Here is a 25750-nt window from a genome sequence, read left to right as displayed (position 1 = left end):
CCACCGCTGCTTCAGCCCTCCTGCAGTGCCCGCCTGATCGCCATCTCGACCGGCGAATATGCTTCGTCCGCGCGATCTAGCCGGAATGCCTCTCTTGGATGGAGCGGCGGCTGGGCCAGGAAACGCGGCTCTCTGCCCCGATGCATCTGCGCCGCATGCACGAGGAATGGATGGCAGAGATAGACATCGCCCGCACACCCCGTCGCCAGTGCTTCCAGGCTCTGCAATTCCGCACCGAATTTACCCAACTCGTGATGAGACAGCCCATCGTCGCCGGCCGGATGGAGCAATCTTGCGACATCCCGATGGGATCCAACCTTGATACGCGTTGGTGCGTCGTTCTCTCCAACGTCAGAGAAGAGAAACAGCATCAGGAGCGCGCGCCCGTGCGACGTGAGGTTGGCGCGCCAATCCGAGAAGTCTTTTCTCTCCTCCCAACTACTCGTTGGCCCAGGAAAGCTTACATCGACGTGCCATCCTGTATCCCGAGGATCATCGGAATGAGGAAAGCGCACCGGAAAAGTCCCGAGACTCCGGCGTGGCCACCAGCGCCCTGTTCCGACAAGTTGGTCAAAAGCTACGTGGAGAACAGGGCTGTTGACTGCCCGTTCGAACGGCTCGTCATGATATTCGCCGAGCCGGACAACAGGATGCGTCCATGAGGCAGGATCGTCAGGCTTGCAAGGCAAGTTGCGCCAGAGAATGGCGCGGCCCGCCGCCGCGAGTTCAGGAGAAAAAGCTCGCTCAACTCTGACGAAGCCATCACGGACGAAGCGTTCGATCTGCGCACGCGAAAGCGCGCGCGGCTGTGCATCAGCAGACATGGGAAATCCTCGTATCGCTTGGCCAGACCATCTCCCGCTCGCAGCAGGACTATTGGCCGGTTCTGATCCTGGAAGGAGTGGCAAAACGCCACTTGCCGTAGCTTACCCGCTTGGTGCGCGCCGCATCAGCGGTTCAGGAAAAAGATCGAATCGATATTGAGGATGGTCATCATGGAGGAAACGTATCAGACGCTCCCAGGGTGTTCAACGATTAGCTGTTGCCGCGACCGGCGCCGCGACCAAGGCAAGCTCTAGGTCTTGCGTGCGGTGACGTTTTCACGGATCCGCTCGAGCCAACTCGAGACGGCGTCGAGCAATTGATTGCCTTTGCCAAAAAATCCTGTCAGCTCGCCCTCGGCCATCTCGCGCCTGGCGCCCTCGGGCTCGGGTAGCGGCGGCAGGATGTGAGCATAATAGGTTTTGTCCAATAGCCGGTGCAGCAAGCGTTCGCCCGGGAAAGGCTCGCCATTGTTCAGCGCGCGGGCGGCCTTCAGGATGTTGCGAACATCGTATTGCGTCGGGCTGACGTCCGGAACCTGCTTCGGCAGGTTCATCAACGTGTACACCGCTACGCGCGCCGTACGAATCGAACTATCCATCGTGAAGATGACGTCGTTCGACGTTTCCACGAATTGACCCATCAGGCCGAGATTGGTGCAGCCGGCGGGGACAACGTGCGGCCGATCGCCCGCCGCGCGCGGCATGAACATCGCGGTGATGTAAGGCATCAGAGCGAGCCTCACCTTCGTATTCGCCACCACATCGTCAAGTTGCCCCTCGATGCCGAGATGATAGCAGAGCTCGGCAAGGATCTCGCGCCCGGTGCAGGCGGGCATCGGCTTTTTCACGAAGTTGCCCTCCTTGTCCATGAGCAGGGCATAAACCCAGACCACCAGAACGTCGTTGGGCTGGGTCGGGAAGTGCGGTTGACGATTACAGGTGAAGCTCATCACCCAGTTCGAGTCGGTGAAGGTGATGACGCCGCCAGTCACAGTCTTGCCCGAATAGGGATCGTTGACCGAAAGCTCTTTCAGCTTTTCGACGAAGGGCGACGGCTTGCAGGTCAGCGTCACCGATTCCCACATCGAGCGATCGACATTGCCGTAAAATTTCTCAGGCTTGCCGAAGACCGGAGACTTTTTTGCAAGGTTCTTCCACAGCGCCCAGTCGCTGTCGTCGCCCGGTTCGTGCTTGCCGCGTTTCAGCACCGGGGCATGGTCCATGTCGCCGTAGGCGGTGCCCTCGGTCATCGACCCTGTCAGTGCGTAGACCCTGTCCTGCGGACCGACGGCAATGGTCGCATCCACGCCACCCACCTTCGCCCTGATTGCAGTCACGGTGCGCGTATCGCCTTCGACGTTCATGTCGAGATCGTAGACACGCGTGTCGAATTGCAGCTTTACGTCCCGCTCGCGCAGATGTTTCGCAAGTGGGCGAACAAAACTGTCGTACTGATTGTACTTCGGGAAAACGAGGGCAGACAGGTCCGTCAACCCGTCGATCGCGTCGAGAAAGCGATGCATGTAGAGCTTCATTTCCAGGAGGCTCTGCCAGTTCTCGAATGCGAACATTGATCGCCAGAGATACCAGAAATTGGTCTCGAGGAAGCCCGCGCTGAAATATTGCTCGATGGTGACGTCGTCGAGGTCCTCCTTGCGTTTCAGCAGCAGCCTGATCAATTCCCACTGTTGCGGCTTTGAAAGCCCGAGCGTCGAAAAATCACGGATCTGACCCCGCTTGTGCATCAGCCGCGATTTGGAGAAGTTTGGATCGTTGTCGTTGACGAGACGATATTCATCGAGGACGCTGTAACCTGCGGGCAGTTCGAGCGCCTGCACATCCTGGAACATGTCCCACAGGTTGTCGTAGTTCCAGTTCATTTCGCGGCCGCCGCGAATGATGTAGCCGTTCTCGGGATCGCCCGCGCCGTCGAGCGACCCGCCCTCGACATGCAACGCATCCAGGATGGTGATGTCCTCACCGGCCATGCCGGCATCGCGGATCATGTAGAACGCAGCCGCGAGGCCCGCGATGCCACTGCCGATGATCCAGGCCTTGCAACCCTTCACGGGATGGGCCGGAACCGGACGATTGCGCATGTAAGCGCCCATCATGTCGGGAGGCGGCAGCGTGTTGTGAGCGCTATTGTGCCAAAATGCACCGGTGGTGTCGTTTTCCACCTTGAACGTTTTGCCGGGCGTGCTTCGCGTTGCGTTGGCCATGGCGGCGTTCTCTCGAACCAAGTTGAAGATTTCGGCTTGGTGAGTATACCGGATTATTGTGTCTGTTGGTACTCGCGCCAGTGTTCAAATCTGACGGCTGAATCACGCGAGAGATTCCGTCTGGTTTCAATTGTATGCGAATTTGCCGCACGCGCGTCGGCAGCTTCATCACGATTGCGCCACATTGAGATTCCCGCTCGATCCGATCAGGCAGGAAAATGCTTCGGTGCTCAAACCCGCGCCAGCTCGAGGAAGTGCCGCCCCGCGCGGTCTTCGGTCTCAACGATCCAGGCATCCGGATCGAAGCGGATCTCCTTGGTCAGCCGCTCCTCGACGGCCTGCTCCGGCATCGGCTGCGGGGCGGCCGGCACGAAGAAGCGATCGATCGGTCGGCCGTCTTCGTAGACGGTCTGCGGCGCCGGCACGTAGAGCATCGCGTTACCGTCGAGCAGCGATACCTTCACGAACACCGCGCCCGCCTCCTCGGCGCCGCGACGGCGCACCGCGCCGAACACGCCCTCGGTGTGGCACCGGCGCAGATAGGCTGAGACCCAGATGTTTGATTTCAAACGCATGAAACGCACGATAGGCCAGTGCCGGGTTGAGCACCAGCCTCCGCGCAAGCGTGACAACTATTCGACCGGATGGCCGATCGCGGCCCCGAGTTCGCGCAGCAGGCGATCGGACACCAGCCCGGTGACCTGCATCTTGTGCTCGCGCTCAAACTTCTGGATCGCGGCCTGAGTCTCGCCGCTCATCGCGCCCGTGACCTTCAAATTCCCGTAGCCATATTCGGACAGCGCGCGCTGCACGCCGGCGATACGCCGCGCGGCCGGGCTCTGCTGCACCGGAACAGGTGCTGGCGGACGCGCGATGGCGGCGGAGGGCGGCGTCGAAGCCGTTGCCTTGACCAGATTGGTCAGAGGATCGCTTGAGCGCGGCGTCGATGCGGGCGCCTCGACCGGCTTCTCCGGCGGCCTCTCGGCGGGCTTCGGCTCGGCACGAAACTCAGTCGCCTTCGGCTCGAGCGGCGACGTGTCGGCGCCGACGGGACGCGGACGCGGCATCGGGTTCGACAGCGCGGATGGTGCTGGAAGATTGATCACGGTACCGAACATCGGCGCCGGGTGCCGGCCGGTCTGGAGGAACAGCGCATTTGCAACGATGGCGCTGATGGCGGCGACCGCGACGAGGCCGGCCAGCGTATCCTTGGGGCTGTGCAAGAGAACGCGCATCACGAGATTGCGCTCGGTCTCGATGTCGACGACAACGGCCTTGGCGCCACGGCGGCGCGGAGCGGCTCCATCCTTTGCAGACTTCTTAGGCACTTTTCTTCACCAGAGCGGGTTGGTCCTGAAGCTCGTCGAGTTGATCGTGATGTTGGTCTTTAAGTTGGTCTTGCAGTTGGTTTTGCAGTTCCTGGCGCAGCACCGGCACCAAGGTCGCGATCTTGTTCTCGGACAGCTTTTTGTCGGGCGTCCTGGCCTGCTGCGGCGCGTAGGCGAGCGGCAGCTTGACGGTGACGGCAGTGCCCTCGCCGAGCCTGCTTTGTACCGTCAATTCGCCGAGATGCAATGCCACGAGACTCTTCACGATCGAAAGTCCGAGGCCCGTGCCTTCGTGACGGCGCTGATAGGTCTTGCCTGCCTGGAAGAACGGCGCGCCGACGCGCTTGAGATCGTCCGGCGCGATGCCGACGCCGGTGTCGCTGATGCACAGCGTGAGCTGCGAGCCCGACACCGCGGCCGCGACGGTGACCTGGCCGCCGCGCTCAGTGAACTTGATGGCGTTGGCGACGAGATTGAGCACGATCTGCTTGAAGGCGCGCGGATCGCCGGTCATCATCGGCAAGTCCTGCGGCGCGTCGGTGATCAGATCGATGCCGTTCTCCCGCGCCTTCAGCGCAAGCAGATTGCAGCAATGCAGCAGCGAGGCGCGCGGCGCGAACGGCTCCGACGCAATCTCGAAATTGCCCGATTCCATCTTGGACATATCGAGGATGCCGTTGACGACCGACAACAGATGCTGGCCGGAATCATTGATGAGTTGGGCGTATTCCTTGCGCTGGGCTGCACCCAGCATCAGGGTCTGCTCCTGCGCGATCATCTCGGAGAAGCCGATGATGGCGTTGAGCGGCGTGCGCAGCTCATGGCTCATGGTGGCGAGGAAGCGCGTCTTGGCGGCATCGGCCGTCTCGGCTGCGCTGCGGGCCTGATCGAGCGCCTGTTCTCCAAGCTTGCGGTCGGTGATGTCGCGCATCACGCCGACGACTTCCGCCTCCTCGGTAACGTCTCGTCCCAGATCCCGGTCGAGCGGCCGGCATCGCATTTCGACCCAAATGAAATTGACCTGGTCGCGCTCCGAACCGATCGGCTCGCGGCGCAACCGGAATTCGACGCTACGCACCTCGCCGCGCGCGGCATCCGACAAAGCGGTGAGATAGGCCGGGCGATCGGCGACATGGACGCGGTCGAACAGGCCATGGCCGAGCAGTTGCGCGACAGGCATGCCGAGCATGGCTTCCACCGCCGGCGAGATGAACTGCACCGCGCCGTTGCGCTGATGCCGCGAGATCACGTCGCTCATGTTGCGCGCCAGGAGGCGGTAGCGCTCCTCCTCGCGCGACAGCAGCGCGACACTGGTGCGCGCGAGCGACTCCGCGCCGAAGGCAAGACCCGTGGCATAGAGCGTCGCCGAGGCGACGCCGAACGCCATCAGCACGCCGCGTTCTGCGGCGCTGGTGTCTGCGGACGGCAGCCAGCCGAGCTGGCTGATGAGGATCAGGATCCCGGCGCAAGAGAGCGCAAGCACGGAGGCGAAGGCTGCGACCCGGCGCGAGGCCGACAGCGCGGCCTCGAGGGGAACCACGACCAGCCAGATCGCGGCGAATGATTCGATACCGCCGGTCGTACCCGCGATCGCCATGACCAGGCCGGCGAGCGCCAGCGACGACAGCACATGCGCGCCTTCATAGCGGCCGGTGCGCGACAGGAACCAGGACAAGAGAATCGGCGCGATCAGCCACGCGAAGGCGGCGACCTCGATCGCGCTCGGCGCGCCGCGCATGGCGAGATAGACGGGAAATGCGGCGAAGGCAGCCAGGCTGCCGAGCAGCCGCGGCGCCATGAAGGCACGATGGCGCGCTCGCGTCAGCGCATCGTAACGCGCGGAGGGATGCAGCAGCGCATCGAGACAATCGCGGATGATACTCAAAACTGTCACGGGTCTCGCGCTTCGGCTCATACGTCAAAAGACGCGCCGGAACGCCTCCTTGTCGTTGAGCCACCGTGTCAGAGCGATCTTAAACGAGTGCTAAGGCGGCGCGGTCCGCCGCCCGACACCGTGTCATCGCGTGGCATTTTAGACGATTTGGCGACGTCTTCCGTCGGGATGGTGAACACAGGGTTTCGCCGTGTCCCTCATGGTTTCGAATTGGTGGATATGCGGGTGGCGGAGTCGCGGGCGCGGAGCGTCAACCAAAAATTTACGAGACCGCGGCTCGCGAAGATTTTTGCGCAAATTTTCCGCAAATTAAGCTCAAGGCAATCACTTGCGATTTATCGAGAGTTGCTAGGTCCGACGCCTGCGGGGGTCGCCGCGGCGGGATCTAACCTACAGGTCGCAAGATGCGCTTTCTGCTTCGCATCACATTCTGGCTCGGGCTGGTGCTGGTGCTCCTGCCGCGGGACAAGACGCCCGAATCGGAGAAGCTGCCGCAGATCGGCGCCGCCGACGCGGTGCAGGCTGCGACCGCGGCCGTCTCCGACATGAGCCAGTTCTGCAAACGCCAGCCGGCGGCCTGCGAGGTCGGCGGACAGGCTGCGACGATCATCGGCCAGCGGGCGCAGGACGGCGCGCGCAAGATCTACCAGATCATCAACGACAAGAAAGAGCCGATCACCAACGACAAGAATGAGAAGAATGAGAAGAAGGCTCCCGACCACACCGGCTCGATTGCGCTGGCCGGCGAAGGCGATGCGGCATCGAGTGAAGCGCCGCACGACACCCTGACCCAGGACGACCTCGCCCTTGAATGGCGCGGGCCGCAGGCTGCGAATTAGCCCCCAAACCCTATCGATTTCACGGCTTCGCGTCCCTATATTGGGCTGAACGGGAACACGGGCCAGCATGACGACGATCGACGAAATCAGGGACAATTTCGAGGTTCTGGACGAGTGGGACGACCGCTACCGGTACGTCATCGAGCTTGGCCGCACCCTGGAACCGATGCCCGAGGCGGAACACTCCGCCGCCAACAAGGTGCAGGGCTGTGTCAGCCAGGTCTGGCTCCAGAAGCTGGTCGATCGCGGCAACGGCGCGCCGATCCTGAAATATCGCGGCGACAGCGACGCGCATATCGTGCGCGGGCTGGTCGCCATTGTGCTCTCGCTCTATTCGGGCCGCACGCCGCAGGAGATTCTTGCGACCGACGCGATCGCGGTATTCGACGAATTCGGCTTCCGCGATCATTTGACGCCGCAGCGCTCCAACGGCCTGCGGTCGATGGTCGAGCGTATCAAGACCGACGCAAAAGAGGCGCTGGCGGACGCCTTGTAGGAATTTACTTCCGCTTCCGCTGCTGCTGTCCCAGACCCATCTGCTTCGCCAGTTGCGAGCGCGCGACCGCATAGTTCGGCGCGACCATCGGATAGTCAGCCGGCAGTCCCCATTTCTCGCGATACTGTTCCGGCGTCATGTTGTACTGGGTGCGCAGATGGCGCTTCAGCGACTTGAAGCGTTTGCCGTCTTCCAGACAAACGAGATAGTCCGGCGCGATCGACTTCTTCAGCGACACCGCCGGCTTTGCGGGCTCGAGCGGCGCCGTCTCGTTACGGCCTGACGAGACCCGCACCAGCGCGCCGTGCACCTGGCTGATCAGATTCGGAATCTCGGCGGCCGGGGTCGGATTGTTGCCGACATAGGCCGAGACAATACTCGCCGTCAGCTCGATGAAATTCTTAGCCCCGGCATCCGACATGGGCCCGACCTTTCCTCAATCTTGCGTCTCAGAGACGACGCCGAAGTATCCATCTCAACAATACGTTCGACTTAAGTAAGACGACTGACGAATATGAACTGATTACTGATCTCGAGACAAGAACGGCGGCGCTTTACCGGAGCCATTTCCGTTCCGATGGAATCGGAACGGGGCTCTAGATTCTTGTTTTGACGCGTTTTCCTGACGCGAACCGGTATCCACTTCGCTCGAAAACGCTCTGGTGCCCGGCACGTCTCAGGATCGCTGGTCCAGATGGGCGCGCAACTCGTCGATCGAGGCAAAGCGCATCATGCCCTCCGGCATCTGCGCTTCGATCGAGCCGTCGGAATAGAGCGAATAGGCCATGCCGTCGACAATGCCGGACTTGAGCACAGTCACGGGCGCCTGCTCGGCCGCAGGCGGCGGCTCGGGTGCGGACGGCGGCGGAGCGGCCTCCGCAAAGGTCGATGGCGAGCGCGGCGGCGGACGGCGCGATGCGGCCGGCGGTTCCGGTGGGCGCATACGGTCCGGCTTTGGCCAGGCATCTTCAAAGCTCGCCGGCGGAGTTTCCGGGGCGCCAGGCGCTGCGGGCTCTTCATACGGCGGCTGCGGCGAGCCCTCGGCGGCCTTCGCCTCGGCGCGCTCTCGCTCCTTCCGGGACGTCGAGGTGAACAGCAGGTTGCGACGGCGCGGTGCTTCCGGAGCCGCAGGCGGCGTTGGAACTTCCGGCTCCGGCGACGCCTCGACGCGCGGACGCTCGCGCGCGGCTGCTTCGCTCTGCCATGGCAGCGCGCCCGCCGCCGGTGGTGGTGGCGCCGGTTCGATTCTCGCCGCTGGAGCAGGCATCGGCTCGGGCACAGCGGCTCCAGGCATCTCAAGGCCCGGCAGCACGGGCCTGACCCGAACCTCGGACGGCGCGACCGATCCGGCCAGCCGGCGGGCCATGCCCCTCAGCTCCGTCGCCACAACGTACAGACCGGCGAGTAACATTCCGGAGCAGACGCCGATCGTGCCGGAGATTATGAGGGTGCTGCCGAGGCTGGCCTCCCTGACGGTAAAGCCAAACAAGATCGTAAGGACGCCCGCCACAACGGCGAAAATCCCCGCGATCAACAATGCCAAGGTCATCGAACTCACCCCCGGCCGCGAATCCACACGCGACACCCGTCACGCCACGATACCGTCATACTGCGTTCCACGCCAACGCCCAATTGTGGGCAGCGTTCCTAAAGAGAAGGAAATCAGGGACTTATTCACATTCCCTTCAGCTGCGGATTGGTACTTCTAGCGTGCTCTCAAGTTCTGGAATTGCTGCGTCGCATCAGGAATTTAGCCATAATGCCCAATTACTTGGTAATGGAACTGCGCTATAGGGATCCGGGGGAGCAGGCCCACGCGCACCAGCAGGGCCAAGAGGGGATTCCGGGTCACCAATAGCCATGACATCCATCACGACCTCGGCGATCGACACGCCGGCGCGGCGCTCGATTGAGCGGACTTGCGACGACCTCGCAATGCTGGTGCTGGCTGCGGTCGCCGTCCTTGCCGGCTTGACCTTCCGCGACTACGGACTCGGGTGGGACGACTACACCCACGCTGAATATGCCGATCTGTTGCTGCGCATGTTCGGTTCCGGCTTCAAGGACACCGCGGCGCTCTCCTTCGCCAACCTCTATATGTACGGCGGCGGTTTCGACATGGTCGCCGCCCTCCTCCACAAAATCATCCCACTCGAGCTGTTCGAGACGCGCCGTCTGGTCGGCGCGATCGTCGGCGTGATCGGACTTGCGGTGACGTGGCGGCTCGGCCGCCGCATCGGCGGCCCGCTCGCAGGCCTTGCGACACTGCTGCTGCTCGCGCTCTGCCCGATATTCTACGGCCACATGTTCATGAACCCGAAGGATGCGCCCTTCGCGGTGGCGATGGTCATCCTGATGCTCGGCCTGGTCCGCCTCGCCGAGGAATATCCGCAGCCGTCGCCGCGCACGATCCTGATCGTCGGCTTAGGTGCGGGCCTCTCGATCGGCTCGCGTATTCTCGGCGGCCTTGCGCTGGTCTACGCCATGATCGGCTTCATCCCGCTGTTCCTGGAGGAACTGCGCAGCGAGGGCCTGCGCGAGTCGGTCCGCCGCTTTGCCCATGTCGTCTATGTGCTGCTGCCCGGCCTCGTGTTCGGCTACCTCGTGATGGGCCTGATCTGGCCGTGGTCGATCATGGAGCCCGGCAATCCCTTCGAGGCGCTGACCTACTTCTCGCATTTCTTCGAGAAGCCCTGGAAGGAGATGTTCGACGGCGCGATCGTGTCCGTGCCCGACATGCCCTGGTCCTATCTGCCGACGCTGTTTGCGCTTCAGCTTCCCGAGGTGATGCTGGTGCTGATGATCGGCGCCATGTTCAGCACCTTTGCCATGCTGCCGCGCCGCGAGGTTCCGGCCCGCCGTAAGACCATCCTGCTGATGCTGACGCTCGCCGCGACCCTGCCGCTGGCGGTCGCGATGGTGAAGCGGCCGGCGCTCTACAACGGCATCCGCCACTTCGTTTTCGTGATCCCGCCGATGGCGGTGCTCGGCGGTGTCGCCTTCGCCTGGACCATGGAGCGCCTGCGCGCCAATCACCGCAGCTGGCAGCCGGCGGTGCTCGCAGCCTTCTGCTTCGGCCTTGCACTGCCGCTCGCCGAGATGATCCGGCTACATCCCTATCAATACACCCACTTCAACTACATCGCCGGCACCGTGCGCGGCGCCGACGACCGCTTCATGCTGGACTATTGGGGACTCGCGCTGAAGCAGGCGTCCGACGAGCTGCGCGAGCAGCTCGTCGAGCGCCAGGAAGCACCGCCGGCCAATCGCAAGTGGAAGGTTGCGGTGTGCGGCCCGCAGCGCCCGGCGCAGGTCGCACTCGGGCCCGACTTCACCATCGGCTGGGATTCCCATGCGGCCGATTTCGCCATGACGCTCGGCGAGTTCTATTGCAAGGGCCTGACCGCGCCTGTCCTGGTCGAGATCAAGCGCGACGACGTGGTGTTCGCCCGGGTCTACGACATCCGCGGCCGCAGCATTTCGAGCCTGCTCTCGATCCCGGCGCCGTAATATTCTTGTCGGATCGGCTGCATTCTCAGCCGGAACGTCATCCCGGCTGCCGTAGCCCGGATAGAGCCAACAGGTCGGCGCGAAGCGCTGCCCGATAGGATCCATGCCGGCTACGCTGAACAGCAGCGCTTTGCGCGCCTTGCTGTCGGCCAACACCGAGAATAGGCTCCCTCCCCGCAACAACGTTCGGAGAAATTGCCATGTCGCCAGCGGAAGCGCGCCGGAGGGAAGTGCCGTCGAACATGACGGAGGCCGAGTGGCAGCAGCGGGTCAATCTCGCCGCCTGTTATCGCCTCGTCGCGCTGTACGGCTGGGATGACCTGGTCGACACTCACATCTCCGCGCGCGTGCCCGGCCCCGAGCATCACTTCCTCATCAACCCCTACGGGCTAATGTTCGATGAGATCACTGCGTCGAGCCTCGTCAAGGTCGACCTGCACGGCAACCAGCTCTCCGAGAGCGAATACAGCATCAACCCCGCCGGCTTCACCATCCATTCGGCGATCCATGAGGTGCGCGCGGACGCGATCTGCGTGCTGCATCTCCACACCCTCGATGGCACCGCGGTGTCGAGCAGCGCCGAGGGCCTCTTGCCGCTGAACCAGACCGCCCAGCTCGTCACCCACGACCTCGCCTATCACGACTATGAAGGCATCGCACTCGACCACGACGAACGCCCGCGGCTCCAGAAGGATCTCGGCGACCACAACCACATGCTCCTGCGCAACCACGGCACGCTGACCGTCGGCCGCTCGGTCGCCTCCGCCTTCGAGCGCATGTATCACCTCGAGCGCGCCTGCTCGATGCAGGTGCGCACGCGCGCGCTGGGAACGCCGGTCTATCCGGTGGACGACGTGGCGATCGACAAGAACACCGAGTTGCTCTCCAACCGCGACCGCGCTGAGCTTCGCGCGACCAACCTGGTGTGGCCGCCGCTGCTGCGCAAGCTCGACCGGGTCAATCCCGGCTACCGGTCTTGAGAGTTTCGGGATTTGGTGTAAGGTAGAGGTCAACTACCTCTGCACGTTTTGCAATGAAACGCCGCCCAATTCCGGGCGGCGTTTTTATTTGGTGCGGCCGTTGCGCCCGTCATTCCGGGGCGCGCGAGAGCGCGAACTTAGGTGCGCAATTGCGCACCTAAGAATCTCGCAACAACCTCCAGATTCCGGGTTCGCCTCTTCGAGGCGCCCCGGAATGACCGCTACGCGGTCACTTCACCTCCGCCAGCGCGGCGAGGATGCGGGCCCAGGAGCGGATGCCCTTCTGGAAGCTTCGGAGGTCGTACTTCTCGTTCGGCGAATGGATGTTGTCGTCATCCAGGCCGAAGCCGACGAGCAGCGAGTCCAGGCCAAGCGTACGCTTGAAATCAGCGACGATCGGGATCGAGGCGCCCGATCCCATCAGCACCGTCTCCTTGCCCCATTCGTCGGCCAGCGCCTTGCTGGCCGCTGCAAGCGGCTTCATATTCCAGTCGAGCGCGACGGCGGGCGCTGCGGAATGGTCGCCGAACTCGACCTTGCAGTCGCCCGGAAGCCGCGCCGTCACGTAGTCGCGGAAGGCCTTGCGGATCCTGGCGGGGTCCTGCCCCTCGACCAGACGGAACGACACCTTTGCCGATGCATGCGACGGGATCACCGTCTTGGAGCCCTCGCCGATATAGCCGCCCCAGATGCCGTTGACATCGCATGTCGGGCGCGAGGAGGCCTGCTCGATCAGGAGCCGCCCCTTCTCGCCCGCGGGAATCGACAGGCCGATCGGCTTGAGGAACATCTCCGGCGTGAGATTGAGCTTCTTCCACTGCTCCAGGATATCAGGCGGCAGATCCTTCACCCCGTCATAGAAGCCGGGGATGGTGATGCGGTTGTCGTCGTCGAACAGGCCGCCGAGAATTTTCGTCAGCACCCGGATCGGGTTCATCGCGCTGCCGCCGAACACGCCGGAATGCAAATCGCGATTGGCGGCGGTGATCTTCAGCTCTTCGTAAAGCAGGCCGCGCAGCGAGGTCGTGATCGCCGGCGTGTTGCGATCCCACATGCCGGTGTCGCAGACCAGCACGTAGTCCGCCTTGAACTCATCCTTGTTGGCCTCGATGAAGGGGACGAAGTTTTTGGAGCCGACCTCCTCCTCGCCTTCGATCAGGAAAGTGATGTCGATCGGCAGCGAGCCCGTCACCTTCTTCCAGGCGCGGCAGGCCTCGACGAAGGTCATCACCTGGCCCTTGTCGTCCTCGGCGCCGCGCGCGACGATGATCTTGCGGCCGTCGGCGTGGTCGGTGACAACAGGCTCGAACGGCGGACGGTGCCAGAGATCAAGCGGATCGACCGGCTGCACGTCATAATGCCCGTAGAACAGCACGTGCGGCCGTCCGCCCGCTTTGCTCTTGCCGACGATGGCCGGATGGCCGGCGGTGGGCCTCACTTCGGTCGCGACACCGAGGCTCGCGATATCCCTGGCGAGATGCTCGGCCGCCGCCTTGCAATCCCCGGCGAAGGCTGGATCCGCGGAGATCGACTTGATCCGCAACAGCGAGAACAGACGCTCAAGGCAGTTGTCGAAGTCCTTGTCGATGTGGTCGAGCACGGATTGAAGCTGCGCATTGGCCATGGTCGTATTTCCTACTTTCGAGTCTGAAGAAATCGGCGGCTCAGGATGTCTTCTTAGGTTGTCTTGGCTTTTAGCCCCACTGCTGCGCCGGAGCCAGCCGCAAGCGGCGGATGCCGAATGTGCCATGCGAGCGCACCGGCGAGGACACCGGTCGCGACGAGGTTGTTGCCCCAGGCCTGGAGGACATTGGGAAACCACGGCAGCGCCAGCAGCATGAGGAAGCCGGCAGCGCCCAGCGCGAGCCAGGTTCCCAGCCGCACATTCGCTCGCTCGTCGAAGGCGGCACGATGCATCAGCACCGCCATCGGGAAAAACAGCCACATGAAGTAGTATTGCCGCGCCAGGGGCGATGCCACCGTCATCAGGCAGAACAGGATGCCGAGCTCCTCAGCATCCGAGCGCGCCGTTCGCCGCGCTTGCTGTGGCATGACCGCGATGAAGCCGAGGCCGAGCAACGCCGACAGTGCAAGCACGATCCAGTTCGCCGTCCTGTAGTCGACATCGATGACATTCATCGTGCGCGGCGGCTTGTTGGGATCTTCCTGATTGTAGTTGATCGGCCGGACCAGGCGGTGCGTCACCGCAATGAGGGACTGGTTGACCCACGACCAGTTCTGCTCGTCGCGCTGGCCAAAGCCCTTTTCCGAGCTCGACCCGACCATGCCCTGATACCAGGTCACGATCTCGGCCGCGTTGCGCTCGAAGCCGCGGATCGGCGCCGGCACGACATAGAGAAGGATGCCGGTGAAGGCGATCATGCTGACGGCGGCCGCCCATTTCCGCCGCCAGACCAGATAGGGCAGCACTGCGATCGGAAACACCTTGATGGCGGCAGCGAGCGCGAACATGAAGCCCGCGAGCCACGACCGCTCATGCTGCAAGCACCAGAAGCCCCAGAGCATCATCGCCAGCAGGACGAGGTTGGGCTGGCCGAGGTCGAACATGTCGAAAACGAAGGTCACCGTGACAAAGGCCGGCAGCGCCTCCAGCCACGGACCGAGTTTTCGTTCCGCCCCCGTCATGACATTGGAGAGCGTCCCCGTGTACCACCACGCCACCACGTTCAGGAGCGACAGGAGGGTGTAGAGCGCGATCTTGCCGAACCCGCTCGGGATCGCCAGCAGGAGCGCCGGCAGCGGGGGATAGATGAACTCGAACTGTTGATTGAGATCGCTGGGATAGAGCGGCCCGCCGTGGAGCACCTGCTGCCCGGCCCAGTACCACAGCGCATAGTCCTTGGTCTTGCCGTGGCCGAAGATCTCGGGACCGAGAACGTCCGCCGTCAGGATGAAGCAGCAGAGCAGGAAAAGCAGGTCGAGCGGCGCACGCAGCGACAGGCGTCTCGGCGCATCAGGTTTGGCGATCGGGTCGGTCGAGGTCACGGTGCGATCCTGTGCGGCAGCGAAACAGGACGTAGCAGACCGGCGGGGGCTTGGAGAGCCCCTCACCTGAATTTGTGACGTTCCCATGCGGGGAGAGATCAGTCCGTCCGGCAGACGAATTGCCTCAAACCGGGCAATCTGCCTACCGACGCAGCAACCCGCCGAGCGCGCCGCGGACCAGGGTGCGGCCAATCGAGCCGCCGAGCTGGCCGCCGACCGACTTGCCGACATTGGCCGCCATCCCCCCAATCACCTCGTTGGTCACCGATCGCGTCACGCTGCGCGCGATGACCTGGCCCGTCGACAGCCGGCCGCGCTTGACGTTGGTGCCGAAGATAGTGCCGACGATCGAGCCGATCTGGCCGAGGATGCCGCCGCCGCTTGCGCCAGCCGAATCATCCGCCGTCGCCGCGGTGCCGGCAATGCGCTTCTGAAGGATCTCGTAGGCGGACTCGGAATCGATAGCGGTGTCGTATTTGCCCTTCACCGGGCTTGCATCCATGATCGCCTTGCGCTCTTCCGGCGTGATCGGTCCGATGCGAGCCGATGGCGGCCGGATCATCACCCGCTCAACCATCGCCGGCGTGCCGTTGCCTTCGAGGAAGGACACCAGCGCCTCGCCCTTGCCAAGCTCCATGATCACCTTGGCGGTATCGAGCTTCGGGTTGGGGCGGAAGGTCTGGGCTGCGGCGGCGACCGCCTTCTGGTCGCGCGGGGTGAAGGCGCGCAGCGCGTGCTGCACGCGGTTACCCAACTGCCCGAGCACGCGGTCGGGCACGTCGATCGGGTTTTGCGTCACGAAATAGACGCCAACGCCCTTGGAGCGGATCAGTCGCACCACCTGCTCGATCTTGTCCATCAGCGCCTTCGGCGCGTCGTTGAACAACAGATGCGCCTCGTCGAAGAAGAACACGAGCTTCGGTTTGGGCAGGTCGCCCGCCTCGGGCAGCTCCTCGAACAGTTCTGACAGCATCCACAGCAGGAATGTCGCATAAAGCCGTGGACTCTGGAGCAGCTTGTCGGCGACGAGGATGTTGACCATGCCGCGGCCGTCGCGGTCGGTCTTCATGAAGTCCCTCAGCGTCAGCGCCGGCTCGCCAAAGAATTTAGTGCCGCCCTGGTTCTCCAGCACCAGGAGCTGGCGCTGGATGGTGCCGACGGTGGCCTTGGTGACGTTGCCGAAGCCCTGCGCCTCCTTCTTGAGATCGGCAAGCGGACTTTCCTCGGCATCTGCCCCCTTCTTGCCGGCATCCGGCACGATGGCATCGAGCAGCGCGCGCAGATCCTTCATATCGATCAGGGCCAGCCCGTTGTCGTCGGCAACGCGGAAGGCGACGTTGAGCACGCCCTCTTGCACGTCGTTCAGGTCAAGCATTCGCGCAAGCAGAAGCGGCCCCATTTCGGTGACGGTCGCGCGCACCGGATGGCCCTGCTCGCCAAAGACATCCCAGAACACCGTCGAGAACTGGTCGGGCTGGAACGTCAGCCCCATCTCCGTGGCGCGCTTGACGATGAAATCCTTGGCTTCGCCGACCTCGGAGATGCCGGAGAGGTCGCCCTTGATGTCGGCAGCGAACACCGGAACACCGGCGCGTGCAAATCCTTCCGCCATGACTTGCAGCGACACCGTCTTGCCGGTCCCGGTTGCACCCGTGACGAGGCCGTGGCGATTGGCGAGCGCCAGTGTCAGCCATGCTTGCTCGTCTCCCTTGCCGACGAATATCTTGTCGTCGGTGTCGCCGAGCTTGCTGTCCTGTGCGGTCATCGTTCTCTCTGATTTCTCTGCCGTGTTTCGGGTATTGAAACCCAAATGCACCAATTCGGCAGTTTAACGCATGTCGTGCGCCGATTGAAACCGTTCAACGCGCCTTGGACATGCGACATTGTCGGAGACGAAGCGCATGAGATCAGCCGAAAGTAGGAACTACGCGTTCGCACCGCGGCAATTTTTCGCGGATTCCATCTCCGCTCTTGCTTCGCTGCAACACTTTTCAAGCGTTCGAGCGTGAATCGGAACCTTGAGTGCGTTCATCACTTGTATTTCACATCACACCGGCTCAAGATCATTCTCGAAAAGAATACTCCGGCATGTGAACCGGCTGAGGGGCAGGCCATATGGATGAGTTGATCGGACGGCTGGCAACAAACGCCAGCATAGATAGTGCTGTGGCTGAAAAGACCGTCGGCATTATCCTGGGCTTCCTCCGCAACGAGGGGCCTTCCGACAGTGTCCAGGCTCTGATCGATCAGATTCCAGGTGCAGAAGCAGCGATCGAGGCGTCCAGGAGCGGCGGCGGACTGTCGCGGCTCATGGGTGGCGGCCTGATGGCGGTCGGCACGCGCCTGATGGGCCTGGGACTTGGCATGTCCGAGATTCAGAACGTCGCCCGTGAACTTTTCCGCTACGGCCGAGACAAAATCGGAGCGGATCAGATGGGCAAGATCATCGCGGGGACACCGGGCCTCAGCCAGTTCGCCTGAGAGCCACGCATTTCATATCGAGTATCATGACATATCCGATCTCCGAGATTGAGGGCCTGCCGGCCTTTGCCGCCAACAAGTTGAAGGCGCAGGGTATCCGCACCACCGATGCGCTGCTCGAAGCGGCCAGCACCGTCAAGGGCCGCAAGGCGCTCTCCGCCAAGACTGGCATCAGCGAGCAGCAGTTGCTGGAATGGGCCAACGTCTCCGACTACATGCGCATTCCCGGCATGGGCAGGGCCAAGGTTGGCCTGGTCCGCGCCGCCGGCGTCGCCACCGTGCGCGAACTCGCCTATCGGAATCCGGCGAGGCTCGCCCAGAGCATGCGGGACGCCAACGAGAAGAAGAAGCTCGTGCGAATCCTGCCGTCGGAGAAGTCGGTCGGCGACATCATCGCCAAGGCGAAGAAGTTGCCGCCGAAGATCACGTATTAGGGCCGCGTCTGCAGCACGCGCTTCCAGCATCCATCCAGAGTCCGTAGCTGACAATGCCGGGACAAATCGGAATAGCGGGACCGCCCCCCTTCCGTCTTGACTCCCCCTCCCCGACCGCGCAAAGCGGGCCGCATGAATGCCTCGCCCTCCCCATCCGTCCCGCCGGCCGGCTCGGCCGGGCCTAACGTACTGCGGGCGCTGCTGGAACGGCCGATTCCAGCGGTGATGGGCGTGCTCAACGTGACGCCGGATTCATTTTCCGACGGCGGCGAGTTCATCTCGCCCGATCACGCGCTTGAGCGGGCCCGGGCGATGATTTCGGCCGGTGTCGACATCATCGATATCGGCGCCGAATCCACCCGCCCCTACACAGGCGCCCGGCCGGTCACGGCTGACGACGAGCTCACCCGCTTGAGGCCGGTGCTGGCCGGCGTGGTGGCGCTCGGCACGCCGGTGTCGATCGACAGCATGAAGGCTGAAGTCGTAGCTTTCGCGCTCGACCAGGGCGTTGCGATCGCCAACGACGTCTGGGGCCTGCAGCGCGACGCCGCCATGGCGCCGCTGGTCGCTGCCAAAGGCGTCCCCGTCATCGTCATGCACAACCGCGACAGCGCCGATCCCGCCATCGACATCATCGCGGACATGAAGGCATTCTTCCAGCGCTCGCTCGACATTGCGACACAGGCCGGCATCGCACGGGACAAGATCGTGCTCGACCCCGGCATCGGCTTCGGCAAGACCGCCGAGCAGAGCATGGCCGCGCTGGCACGGCTGCATGAATTCGAAATGTTCGGCCTGCCTATCCTGGTCGGCGCCTCGCGCAAGCGCTTCATCGCCTCGGTCTCACCGTCGGAGCCGAAGGAGCGGCTCGCCGGCTCGATCGCCGCGCATCTCATCGCTGCGCAGCGTGGCGCGAAGATCATCCGTACCCATGACGTCGCCGAAACCCTGCAGGCCCTGCGGGTCGCGCACGCTATCGAAAGCAAGCAATGACCGATACGATCTTCGTCACCGGCCTGTCGATCCACGCTCGCCACGGCGTGATGGATCACGAAACCGAAGTCGGCCAGCGTTTTGTCATCGATCTCGAACTCTATACCGACCTGTCAGAGCCTTCGCGCTCCGACCGCCTCGCCGATACGGTGTCCTATGCCGAAGTCGTGGCGACCACGACGGCCGCGTTCAAGAACACCAATTACAAGCTGCTGGAGCGCGCGGCCGGCGCGGTCGCTGACGCCATCCTGTCGCACTTCCCGCGCATCCGCGCGGTGAAGATCACCGTGCACAAGCCGCATGCGCCGATCGCCGCGATCTTCGACGACGTCGGCATCATGCTGACGCGCTCGCGGCATCCGTGACATGGGAAACGTGCTGATCGCACTCGGCGGCAATGTCGGCGATGTCCGCGCGACATTCCGGAAGGCGATCGCCCACCTCTGCGGCATGGCGCAAGGCGTGCTGATCGCGCGCTCGTCTGATTATGCGACGCCGCCCTGGGGCGACGAGGACCAGGCCCCCTTCATCAACGCCTGCATCGAGATCGAGACCGGCCTCGATCCGCATGCGCTGCTGTTCGTGATGCAGAAGGTCGAGCAGAAATTCGGTCGCACGCGGGACAAGGAACGGCGCTGGGGCCCGCGTACGCTCGATCTCGACATGATCGCCTATGACGATGTCAGCCTGCAGAAGCCAGATCTGACGCTGCCGCATCCGCGCCTGTTCGAACGCGCCTTCGTGCTGGTGCCTCTCGCCGAAATCGCGCCCGACCGCGTGATCAGCGGCATTCGTGTGCGTGACTGGCTCGCCAGCGTCTCGACGCAAGGCATTGAGCGGCTTCCGGATACCGGTTAACCAAAAACTACCGTTTGCAGGAACGGCCGGCCGTGGCAATTTCGCCGCCGAATAACGAAGATTTTGGGAGCCCCTCGCCGCATGACCTCCGTGACTGACGACCTGCCGCTGGCGGCCGACTTTCCCAAGGCGACCGCCGAAGACTGGCGCAAGCTGGTTGACGGCGTGTTGAAGGGCGCGCCGTTCGAGAAGCTGGTCGGCAAGACCTATGACGGCCTGAAGATCGATCCGCTCTATCCGCGCGCCAAGGGCGTTGCGCCTGTGGTGGGACGGCCGGCCGCGGCGCCGTGGCAGATCATGCAGCGGATCGACCATCCCGATGCAACTGCGGCAAATGCGCAGGCGCTGACCGATCTCGAGAACGGCGCGACGGGGCTCGCGCTGGTGTTCGCCGGCGGCAATGGCGCTTACGGCTTCGGCCTGGAACCGACGGCCGATGCGGTCGCGAAAGTCTTGAAGGACATCCATCTCGATGCCGGCATCGGCATCGAACTCCAGATCGGTCCGCAATCGCGGATGGCTGCGATCCATGTCGCGGAACATGTGAAGAGCAAGGGCCTCGATCCCGCCGCCTGCGACATTCGCTTCGGACTCGATCCGCTCGCGGCCTGCGCGGTGTGGGGCCATAGCCCTTATACTTGGCAAGAGATCGTTCCGGCCGTCACCGGCGGGATCAAGGGTCTCGCTGCGCTCGGCTTCAGGGGGCCGTTCGCGTCCGCCGACGGACGCGTGATCCATGATGCGGGTGGCTCCGAGGTGCAGGAGCTCGCCTTCGTGCTCGCCTGCGGGATCGCCTATTTGCGCGCGATCGAAGGCGCCGGCGTTCCGCTGGAGCAGGCGCAGGGCATGGTCTATGCGCGGCTTGCCGCCGATGCCGATCAATTCTTGACCATGGCAAAGTTCCGCGCGTTGCGGCTGCTCTGGGCGCGCGTTGAGGCGGCGTGCGGACTGACGCCGAAGCCGCTGCTCATCGCCGCCGATACCGCCTGGCGCATGCTGACGCAGCGCGACCCCTATGTGAACATGCTGCGCGCGACCATCGCCACGTTTGCTGCGGGCCTGGCCGGTGCCAACTCGGTCACGGTGCTTCCACATACGCTGGCGCTCGGGCTGCCCGATCCATTCGCGCGGCGCGTGGCGCGCAACACGCAGCTTCTGCTGCTGGAAGAAAGCAACCTCGCCAAGGTCAGCGATCCCGCGGCTGGCTCCGGCGGCATCGAGACGCTGACGGCGCAGCTCTGCGACGCGGCCTGGACGTTGTTCCGGGAGAGCGAGAAAGCCGGCGGCGCCTTTGCCGCGCTTCAGCAGGGCGTGTTCCAGAGCAAGGTCGCAGCCGCGCGAAAAGCGCGTGACGCGAACATCGCAAAGCGCCGCGACGTGCTGACCGGTGCGAGCGAGTTTCCAAATCTTCATGAGCGCGAAACGGCGGTGCTGAAGGCGACGCCGGTCGCGCTGGCACCATACGGCGAGCAGAAGTACAAGTTCGATGCGCTGCCGCCAATCCGGCTGGCGGAACCGTTCGAAGCACTGCGCGACAAATCCGACGCGGCGCTGAAGGCGCGCGGCGCACGGCCAAAAGTGTTCCTGGCCAATCTCGGCACGCCCGCCGATTTCACGGCGCGCGCGACCTTCGCCAAGAGCTTCTTCGAGGCCGGCGGCATCGAGGCCGTCGACAGCGAAGGCTTTGCCGATCCGGCCAAGCTAGCTGCCGCCTTCACGGCCTCCGGCGCCGAGCTCGCCTGCCTCTGTTCCAGCGACAAGGTCTATGCGGAACACGCCGAAGCCGCAGCGAAGGCCCTGCAAACGGCCGGCGCGCGACATATCTATCTGGCAGGCCGTCCGACTGATGGCGAGACGGCACTCCGTGCGGCCGGCGTCACGGGCTTCGTCTTCGCCGGGGGCGATGCGCTAGCCACACTGCAGGACGCCTATCGACGGATGGAGCAGGCATGACCGACGCAAGCAAAACCGTTCTGACCGGCGGCTGCCAATGCGGCGCGGTGCGCTTTGCCGTGACGGCGACACCAAACCGGGTCTCGATCTGCCACTGCCGGATGTGCCAGAAGGCGAGCGGCGCTCCGTTCGCTTCCTTTGCCGACATCAACCGGACGGATTTCGCCTGGACCAAGGGGCAGCCGTCGTTCTTCCGCTCCTCCTCGATCGCCGATCGCGGCTATTGCGCCGCTTGCGGCACGCCACTGAGTTTCGGCCGCATCGACGGCGACCGGATCGAGATCATGACCGGCGCCTTCGACCGCCCCGACCGCGTGGTGCCGACCCGACAATACGGAACCGAGTCCCGCCTTGGCTGGGTTGTCGGAATCTCCAACCTGCCGAGCCAGACCACGCAGCAGAATTACGGACCGGAGAAGATGGCGACCATCGTCAGCCACCAGCACCCGGACCATGATTGAGCGCCTATTGATATGGTTGAAACCATGAGCCGCATTCCCAATTTCGCCGATGTCGCCTTCGAGAGGACAACTACCGCCGCGCCGGCCGGCAGCGCCGAGCCGTGGCTGACGCCCGAGGGCATTCTGGTGAAGCCTGCCTATGGCGAGGCCGATCTCGCAGGGCTCGATTTCCTCGATACCTATCCGGGCATCGCGCCTTACCTGCGCGGCCCCTATCCGACCATGTATGTCAACCAGCCCTGGACCGTCAGGCAATATGCCGGTTTCTCCACGGCGGAGGATTCCAACGCGTTTTACCGCCGCAACCTCGCGGCCGGACAGAAAGGCCTTTCGGTCGCCTTCGATCTCGCCACCCATCGCGGCTATGACAGTGATCATCCGCGCGTCGGCGGTGACGTCGGCATGGCCGGCGTTGCGATCGATTCCATCTACGACATGCGCACGCTGTTCGCGGGGATTCCGCTCGACCAGATGAGCGTGTCCATGACCATGAACGGCGCGGTGCTGCCGATCCTCGCGCTCTACGTCGCCGCCGCAGGCGAACAGGGCGTGGCGCCGGAAAAACTCTCGGGCACCATTCAGAACGACATTCTGAAAGAGTTCATGGTGCGCAACACCTATATCTATCCGCCTGCGCCCTCGATGCGGATCATCTCGGACATCTTCGCCTACACCTCGCAGAAGATGCCGAAATACAATTCGATCTCGATCTCCGGCTATCACATGCAGGAGGCCGGCGCGACGCAGGACCTCGAGCTCGCCTATACGCTCGCCGACGGCGTCGAATACTTACGCGCCGGTCTCGCCGCCGGTCTCGACGTCGACCGCTTCGCGCCGCGCCTGTCGTTCTTCTGGGCGATCGGCATGAACTTCTTCATGGAAGTCGCCAAGCTGCGCGCCGCGCGCCTGCTCTGGGCGAAGCTCTTGAAGCCCTTCAATCCGAAGGATCCCCGCTCGCTCTCGCTTCGCACGCATTCCCAGACGTCGGGCTGGTCGCTGACCGCGCAGGACGTCTTCAACAACGTGATGCGCACGACGGTCGAGGCGATGGCGGCGACGCAAGGCCACACCCAGTCGCTGCACACCAACGCGCTCGACGAGGCGCTGGCACTGCCGACCGATTTCTCGGCGCGCATCGCCCGCAATACGCAGCTATTCCTGCAGCAGGAGAGCGGCACCACCCGCATCATCGATCCCTGGGGCGGCTCCTATTATGTCGAGCGGCTGACGCGCGATCTCGCGGCCAAGGCCTGGAGCCACATCCAGGAGGTCGAGGAGCTCGGCGGCATGGCCAAGGCCATCGAGGCCGGCGTGCCCAAGCTGCGCATCGAGGAGGCCTCGGCCAAGACCCAGGCCCGTATCGATGCCGGCAAGCAGGCGGTGATCGGCGTCAACAAGTACAAGCCATCAGACGAAACTCCCATCGACATCCTCAAGGTCGACAACACCAACGTCCGCCGGCTCCAGATCGACAAGCTGACGCGGCTGAAGTCCGAGCGCAACCAGAAGGACGTCGATGCCGCGCTCGCGGCGCTGACGCGCTCGGCCAGCGAAGGCAACGGCAATCTGCTCGCACTCGCGATCGACGCGGCGCGGGCCAAGGCGACCGTCGGCGAAATTTCGGATGCGATGGAAAAGGTGTTTGGCCGGCACCGCGCTGAGATCAAGTCCATCACCGGCGTCTACAAGCGGGAGGCGTCCAGCATGGGTAACCAGGTCGAGAAGGTTCAGGCGCTGATCGACGCCTTCGAGGAGGCTGAAGGCCGCCGGCCGCGCATCCTGGTCGCCAAGATCGGCCAGGACGGCCACGACCGCGGCCAGAAGGTGATCGCCTCGGCGTTTGCCGATATCGGTTTCGACGTCGATATCGGGCCGCTGTTTGCCACCGCCGACGAAGCCGCCCGCCAGGCGGTCGAGAACGACGTGCACATCCTCGGCGTCTCCTCGCTCGCCGCCGCCCATCTCACCGCAGTGCCTGAACTGAAAGCCGCGCTGAAGAAGCAGGGCCGCGACGACATCATGATCATCGTCGGCGGCGTGGTGCCGCCGCAGGATTATGACGCGCTCTACGCAGCCGGCGCCGAGGCGATCTTCCCGCCCGGCACCGTGATCGCGGATGCGGCCGAGGAGCTGATCCGCAAGCTGAATGCCCGGCTCGGGCATAGCGAGGCGGCGGAGTAGATGATAGACTGGCCGTGTAACCGGCCAGGTTGTGTCATGACGCGCGACGAAATCATCGCGGCGATACGCGAGAACGCCGATGCCATCAAAGGCAAGGGCGTGTCGAAGCTTGCCATCTTCGGCTCGCAGGCCCGCGACGATTATCGCCCGGACAGCGACATCGATGTCCTGGTCGAGATCGAGCCGGAGACCTCTTTTTCGCTGCTCAACCTGATCGATGTCGAGCACATCATCGAGGAGGCGACCGGATTGCAGGCTCAGGCAACCGTCCGAAGCACCATCTCGCCCCACTTTGCGCAGCGCATCGAAGACGACATTCTCGAAGTATTTTGACGTGCGCCCGACACTTGCCGTGCATATCGCGCCATATCTCTGACCTTCATTCGAACAATCGCTGAGGAGCCGAAGCCTTGAAGCTCGTCTTGAAACTAAGCGTCGCGCTGTTGCTGAGTACGATTGGTCTCTCTCCCTCCCATTCCGCCGACTCCAAGCCCGACGCCGTCGTCAAGAACAAGAGCATCGAGGCGCGAATCTTCCTCGACGACAAGCTCAAGGCCGATACGGCGCTGGCGGCCGATTGCCTCGCCGAAGGCAGGAAGTGGCTCGACAAGAACGCTGCGGAAGCCGCCGCCTCGCGCAAGCAGGACCCGCAATTCTTCAAGGACGGCGGCTGGGATTTCGAGCGCAAATATTCCATCCGCTCGGTGGTTGCCGATCGCTATGTCAGCGTCATGCGCAACGACTACATGGATACCCATGGCGCCCATCCGAACTCGGACGTGAACACGATCCTCTGGGACAAGACAGACGGCAAGCGCATCTCGATCCGTCCGTTCTTCACCGAAACCGCCGACAACGGCCCGACCATGAAGGCGATGGTGAAGGCCGTGATCGGCTCGCTCAGGAGCGAGAAGAAGAAGCGCGATACCAGTGAGACCGCGACCGAGGAGTGGTTCAAGAGCGTAGAGCCGAGCCTGCTCAAGATCGGCGCGGTGACGCTCGCGCCCTCAACCGAAGCCGGCAAGAGCTCCGGCCTCACCTTCCATTACCCGCCCTACGCGGTCGGCCCCTATGCCGAGGGCGAATATGTCGCATTCGTGCCGTGGGACGCGCTGAAGCCCTATCTCACCGCCGAAGGTGCACGCATCTTCGGCGGCGCGCGGCCGAAGGGCGACGCAGACGAGTCGCAATGATGTTGTTCTGAGCAGCGCAACGCGTTGCTCACAGCGCATTGGTAGCGCTACCTTGCAGCGGCGCAGCAAAGCCGACTAGAATGCCGCCATTGACAAG

The 25750-nt window shown here is 63.5% G+C and carries 24 protein-coding genes; 14 read left to right on the top strand and 10 right to left on the bottom strand.

The window, feature by feature from the left end; genetic code table 11:
* Positions 1-11 precede the first annotated feature (11 nt).
* The 5 genes from AC629_RS04700 to AC629_RS04680 form a co-directional block, all read right to left on the bottom strand.
* On the bottom strand, positions 12-824 hold the full coding sequence (locus tag AC629_RS04700) for a phytanoyl-CoA dioxygenase family protein (RefSeq protein ID WP_084803612.1): 813 nt from the start codon (positions 822-824) through the stop codon (positions 12-14).
* 251 nt (positions 825-1075) lie between these two features.
* Positions 1076-3046, bottom strand: a complete 1971-nt coding sequence (locus AC629_RS04695) for an oleate hydratase (protein ID WP_084803611.1) — start codon at positions 3044-3046, stop codon at positions 1076-1078.
* 230 nt (positions 3047-3276) lie between these two features.
* Positions 3277-3621, bottom strand: a complete 345-nt coding sequence (locus AC629_RS04690; protein ID WP_084803610.1) for a DUF1491 family protein — start codon at positions 3619-3621, stop codon at positions 3277-3279.
* Between the two features lie 57 nt (positions 3622-3678).
* Positions 3679-4374 carry a peptidoglycan-binding domain-containing protein gene (locus AC629_RS04685; protein WP_084803609.1) on the bottom strand — a complete coding sequence of 232 codons (696 nt, stop codon included), beginning with the start codon at positions 4372-4374 and terminating at the stop codon, positions 3679-3681.
* Positions 4367-6289: an ATP-binding protein gene (locus AC629_RS04680; RefSeq protein WP_143198908.1), complete on the bottom strand. Its 1923-nt coding sequence runs from the start codon at positions 6287-6289 to the stop codon at positions 4367-4369. Before AC629_RS04680 ends, AC629_RS04685 begins: the two co-directional genes overlap by 8 nt.
* 383 nt (positions 6290-6672) lie before the next feature.
* Between AC629_RS04680 and AC629_RS04675 the strand changes: the two genes are divergently transcribed.
* Both AC629_RS04675 and AC629_RS04670 read left to right on the top strand, forming a co-directional pair.
* On the top strand, positions 6673-7107 hold the full coding sequence (locus AC629_RS04675; RefSeq protein WP_084803608.1) for a DUF5330 domain-containing protein: 435 nt from the start codon (positions 6673-6675) through the stop codon (positions 7105-7107).
* 67 nt (positions 7108-7174) lie between these two features.
* Entirely contained in the window at positions 7175-7603 is a 429-nt protein-coding gene (locus tag AC629_RS04670) for a SufE family protein (protein WP_084803607.1), read from the top strand.
* Positions 7604-7607: 4 nt separating this feature from the next.
* Here the strand turns inward: AC629_RS04670 and AC629_RS04665 are convergent, their stop codons facing one another.
* On the bottom strand, positions 7608-8024 hold the full coding sequence (locus AC629_RS04665; protein WP_084803606.1) for a Ros/MucR family transcriptional regulator: 417 nt from the start codon (positions 8022-8024) through the stop codon (positions 7608-7610).
* A 255-nt stretch (positions 8025-8279) separates the two neighbouring features.
* On the bottom strand, positions 8280-9152 hold the full coding sequence (locus tag AC629_RS04660) for a hypothetical protein (protein ID WP_084803605.1): 873 nt from the start codon (positions 9150-9152) through the stop codon (positions 8280-8282).
* A gap of 311 nt (positions 9153-9463) precedes the next feature.
* Between AC629_RS04660 and AC629_RS04655 the strand changes: the two genes are divergently transcribed.
* Together AC629_RS04655 and AC629_RS04650 are read left to right on the top strand one after the other, a co-directional pair.
* Positions 9464-11113, top strand: a complete 1650-nt coding sequence (locus AC629_RS04655; RefSeq protein ID WP_084803604.1) for a glycosyltransferase family 39 protein — start codon at positions 9464-9466, stop codon at positions 11111-11113.
* Between the two features lie 200 nt (positions 11114-11313).
* Positions 11314-12093, top strand: a complete 780-nt coding sequence (locus AC629_RS04650; RefSeq protein ID WP_084803603.1) for a class II aldolase/adducin family protein — start codon at positions 11314-11316, stop codon at positions 12091-12093.
* Positions 12094-12322: 229 nt separating this feature from the next.
* Here the strand turns inward: AC629_RS04650 and AC629_RS04645 are convergent, their stop codons facing one another.
* The 3 genes from AC629_RS04645 to AC629_RS04635 form a co-directional block, all read right to left on the bottom strand.
* A complete protein-coding gene (locus AC629_RS04645; RefSeq protein WP_084803602.1) occupies positions 12323-13717 on the bottom strand; it encodes a M20/M25/M40 family metallo-hydrolase in 1395 nt (464 codons plus the stop codon).
* Positions 13718-13770: 53 nt separating this feature from the next.
* Positions 13771-15099: a glycosyltransferase family 87 protein gene (locus AC629_RS04640; RefSeq protein ID WP_245331716.1), complete on the bottom strand. Its 1329-nt coding sequence runs from the start codon at positions 15097-15099 to the stop codon at positions 13771-13773.
* 142 nt (positions 15100-15241) lie between these two features.
* The gene (locus AC629_RS04635) at positions 15242-16864 is read right to left on the bottom strand and encodes a helicase HerA-like domain-containing protein (RefSeq protein WP_084803600.1); all 1623 of its coding nucleotides are present in this window, start codon (positions 16862-16864) and stop codon (positions 15242-15244) included.
* Positions 16865-17214: 350 nt separating this feature from the next.
* Here AC629_RS04635 and AC629_RS04630 point away from each other — a divergent pair, with 350 nt between their 5' ends.
* The 10 genes from AC629_RS04630 (at position 17215) to AC629_RS04585 (ending at position 25653) form a co-directional block, all read left to right on the top strand.
* Complete coding sequence (locus tag AC629_RS04630; RefSeq protein ID WP_084803599.1) at positions 17215-17580, top strand: hypothetical protein; 366 nt, start codon at positions 17215-17217, stop codon at positions 17578-17580.
* Between the two features lie 26 nt (positions 17581-17606).
* Positions 17607-18014 (top strand): DUF4332 domain-containing protein, encoded by a 408-nt coding sequence (locus tag AC629_RS04625; RefSeq protein WP_084803598.1) that lies wholly within the window; start codon positions 17607-17609, stop codon positions 18012-18014.
* Between the two features lie 132 nt (positions 18015-18146).
* Positions 18147-19007, top strand: coding sequence for a dihydropteroate synthase (gene folP / locus AC629_RS04620; protein ID WP_084803597.1), 861 nt, complete (start codon positions 18147-18149; stop codon positions 19005-19007).
* A complete protein-coding gene (gene folB, locus AC629_RS04615) occupies positions 19004-19372 on the top strand; it encodes a dihydroneopterin aldolase (RefSeq protein WP_008553485.1) in 369 nt (122 codons plus the stop codon). Before folP ends, folB begins: the two co-directional genes overlap by 4 nt.
* 1 nt (position 19373) lies before the next feature.
* Entirely contained in the window at positions 19374-19865 is a 492-nt protein-coding gene (gene folK, locus AC629_RS04610) for a 2-amino-4-hydroxy-6-hydroxymethyldihydropteridine diphosphokinase (RefSeq protein ID WP_084803596.1), read from the top strand.
* 81 nt (positions 19866-19946) lie between these two features.
* Positions 19947-21818, top strand: coding sequence for a methylmalonyl-CoA mutase family protein (locus AC629_RS04605; RefSeq protein WP_084803595.1), 1872 nt, complete (start codon positions 19947-19949; stop codon positions 21816-21818).
* On the top strand, positions 21815-22279 hold the full coding sequence (locus tag AC629_RS04600; RefSeq protein ID WP_084803594.1) for a GFA family protein: 465 nt from the start codon (positions 21815-21817) through the stop codon (positions 22277-22279). Before AC629_RS04605 ends, AC629_RS04600 begins: the two co-directional genes overlap by 4 nt.
* Positions 22280-22303: 24 nt before the next feature.
* Positions 22304-24460 (top strand): methylmalonyl-CoA mutase, encoded by a 2157-nt coding sequence (scpA, locus tag AC629_RS04595; protein WP_084803643.1) that lies wholly within the window; start codon positions 22304-22306, stop codon positions 24458-24460.
* 36 nt (positions 24461-24496) lie between these two features.
* Entirely contained in the window at positions 24497-24793 is a 297-nt protein-coding gene (locus AC629_RS04590; RefSeq protein ID WP_084803593.1) for a nucleotidyltransferase family protein, read from the top strand.
* Positions 24794-24870: 77 nt separating this feature from the next.
* Positions 24871-25653 (top strand): RsiV family protein, encoded by a 783-nt coding sequence (locus AC629_RS04585; RefSeq protein ID WP_084803592.1) that lies wholly within the window; start codon positions 24871-24873, stop codon positions 25651-25653.
* The last annotated feature ends 97 nt before the right edge of the window (positions 25654-25750 follow it).

This window comes from Bradyrhizobium sp. NAS80.1 (assembly GCF_001908205.1).
Lineage (GTDB): Bacteria > Pseudomonadota > Alphaproteobacteria > Rhizobiales > Xanthobacteraceae > Bradyrhizobium.
Note: the sequence above shows the minus strand (reverse complement) of the source record. Positions and strands in the feature narration are given on the sequence as shown.

Bases quoted from the DNA above. Each gene is read 5' to 3' on its own strand.
- AC629_RS04680 (WP_143198908.1), bottom strand. From the start codon at position 6,289: ATGAGCCGAAGCGCGAGACCCGTGACAGTTTTGAGTATCATCCGCGAT.
- AC629_RS04590 (WP_084803593.1), top strand. From the start codon at position 24,497: ATGACGCGCGACGAAATCATCGCGGCGATACGCGAGAACGCCGATGCC.
- AC629_RS04600 (WP_084803594.1), top strand. From the start codon at position 21,815: ATGACCGACGCAAGCAAAACCGTTCTGACCGGCGGCTGCCAATGCGGC.
- scpA (WP_084803643.1), top strand. From the start codon at position 22,304: ATGAGCCGCATTCCCAATTTCGCCGATGTCGCCTTCGAGAGGACAACT.
- AC629_RS04650 (WP_084803603.1), top strand. From the start codon at position 11,314: ATGTCGCCAGCGGAAGCGCGCCGGAGGGAAGTGCCGTCGAACATGACG.
- folK (WP_084803596.1), top strand. From the start codon at position 19,374: ATGGGAAACGTGCTGATCGCACTCGGCGGCAATGTCGGCGATGTCCGC.
- AC629_RS04690 (WP_084803610.1), bottom strand. From the start codon at position 3,621: ATGCGTTTGAAATCAAACATCTGGGTCTCAGCCTATCTGCGCCGGTGC.
- folP (WP_084803597.1), top strand. From the start codon at position 18,147: ATGAATGCCTCGCCCTCCCCATCCGTCCCGCCGGCCGGCTCGGCCGGG.
- AC629_RS04630 (WP_084803599.1), top strand. From the start codon at position 17,215: ATGGATGAGTTGATCGGACGGCTGGCAACAAACGCCAGCATAGATAGT.
- AC629_RS04645 (WP_084803602.1), bottom strand. From the start codon at position 13,717: ATGGCCAATGCGCAGCTTCAATCCGTGCTCGACCACATCGACAAGGAC.
- AC629_RS04660 (WP_084803605.1), bottom strand. From the start codon at position 9,152: ATGACCTTGGCATTGTTGATCGCGGGGATTTTCGCCGTTGTGGCGGGC.
- AC629_RS04605 (WP_084803595.1), top strand. From the start codon at position 19,947: ATGACCTCCGTGACTGACGACCTGCCGCTGGCGGCCGACTTTCCCAAG.
- folB (WP_008553485.1), top strand. From the start codon at position 19,004: ATGACCGATACGATCTTCGTCACCGGCCTGTCGATCCACGCTCGCCAC.
- AC629_RS04655 (WP_084803604.1), top strand. From the start codon at position 9,464: ATGACATCCATCACGACCTCGGCGATCGACACGCCGGCGCGGCGCTCG.
- AC629_RS04670 (WP_084803607.1), top strand. From the start codon at position 7,175: ATGACGACGATCGACGAAATCAGGGACAATTTCGAGGTTCTGGACGAG.
- AC629_RS04665 (WP_084803606.1), bottom strand. From the start codon at position 8,024: ATGTCGGATGCCGGGGCTAAGAATTTCATCGAGCTGACGGCGAGTATT.
- AC629_RS04675 (WP_084803608.1), top strand. From the start codon at position 6,673: ATGCGCTTTCTGCTTCGCATCACATTCTGGCTCGGGCTGGTGCTGGTG.
- AC629_RS04700 (WP_084803612.1), bottom strand. From the start codon at position 824: ATGTCTGCTGATGCACAGCCGCGCGCGCTTTCGCGTGCGCAGATCGAA.
- AC629_RS04625 (WP_084803598.1), top strand. From the start codon at position 17,607: ATGACATATCCGATCTCCGAGATTGAGGGCCTGCCGGCCTTTGCCGCC.
- AC629_RS04695 (WP_084803611.1), bottom strand. From the start codon at position 3,046: ATGGCCAACGCAACGCGAAGCACGCCCGGCAAAACGTTCAAGGTGGAA.
- AC629_RS04635 (WP_084803600.1), bottom strand. From the start codon at position 16,864: ATGACCGCACAGGACAGCAAGCTCGGCGACACCGACGACAAGATATTC.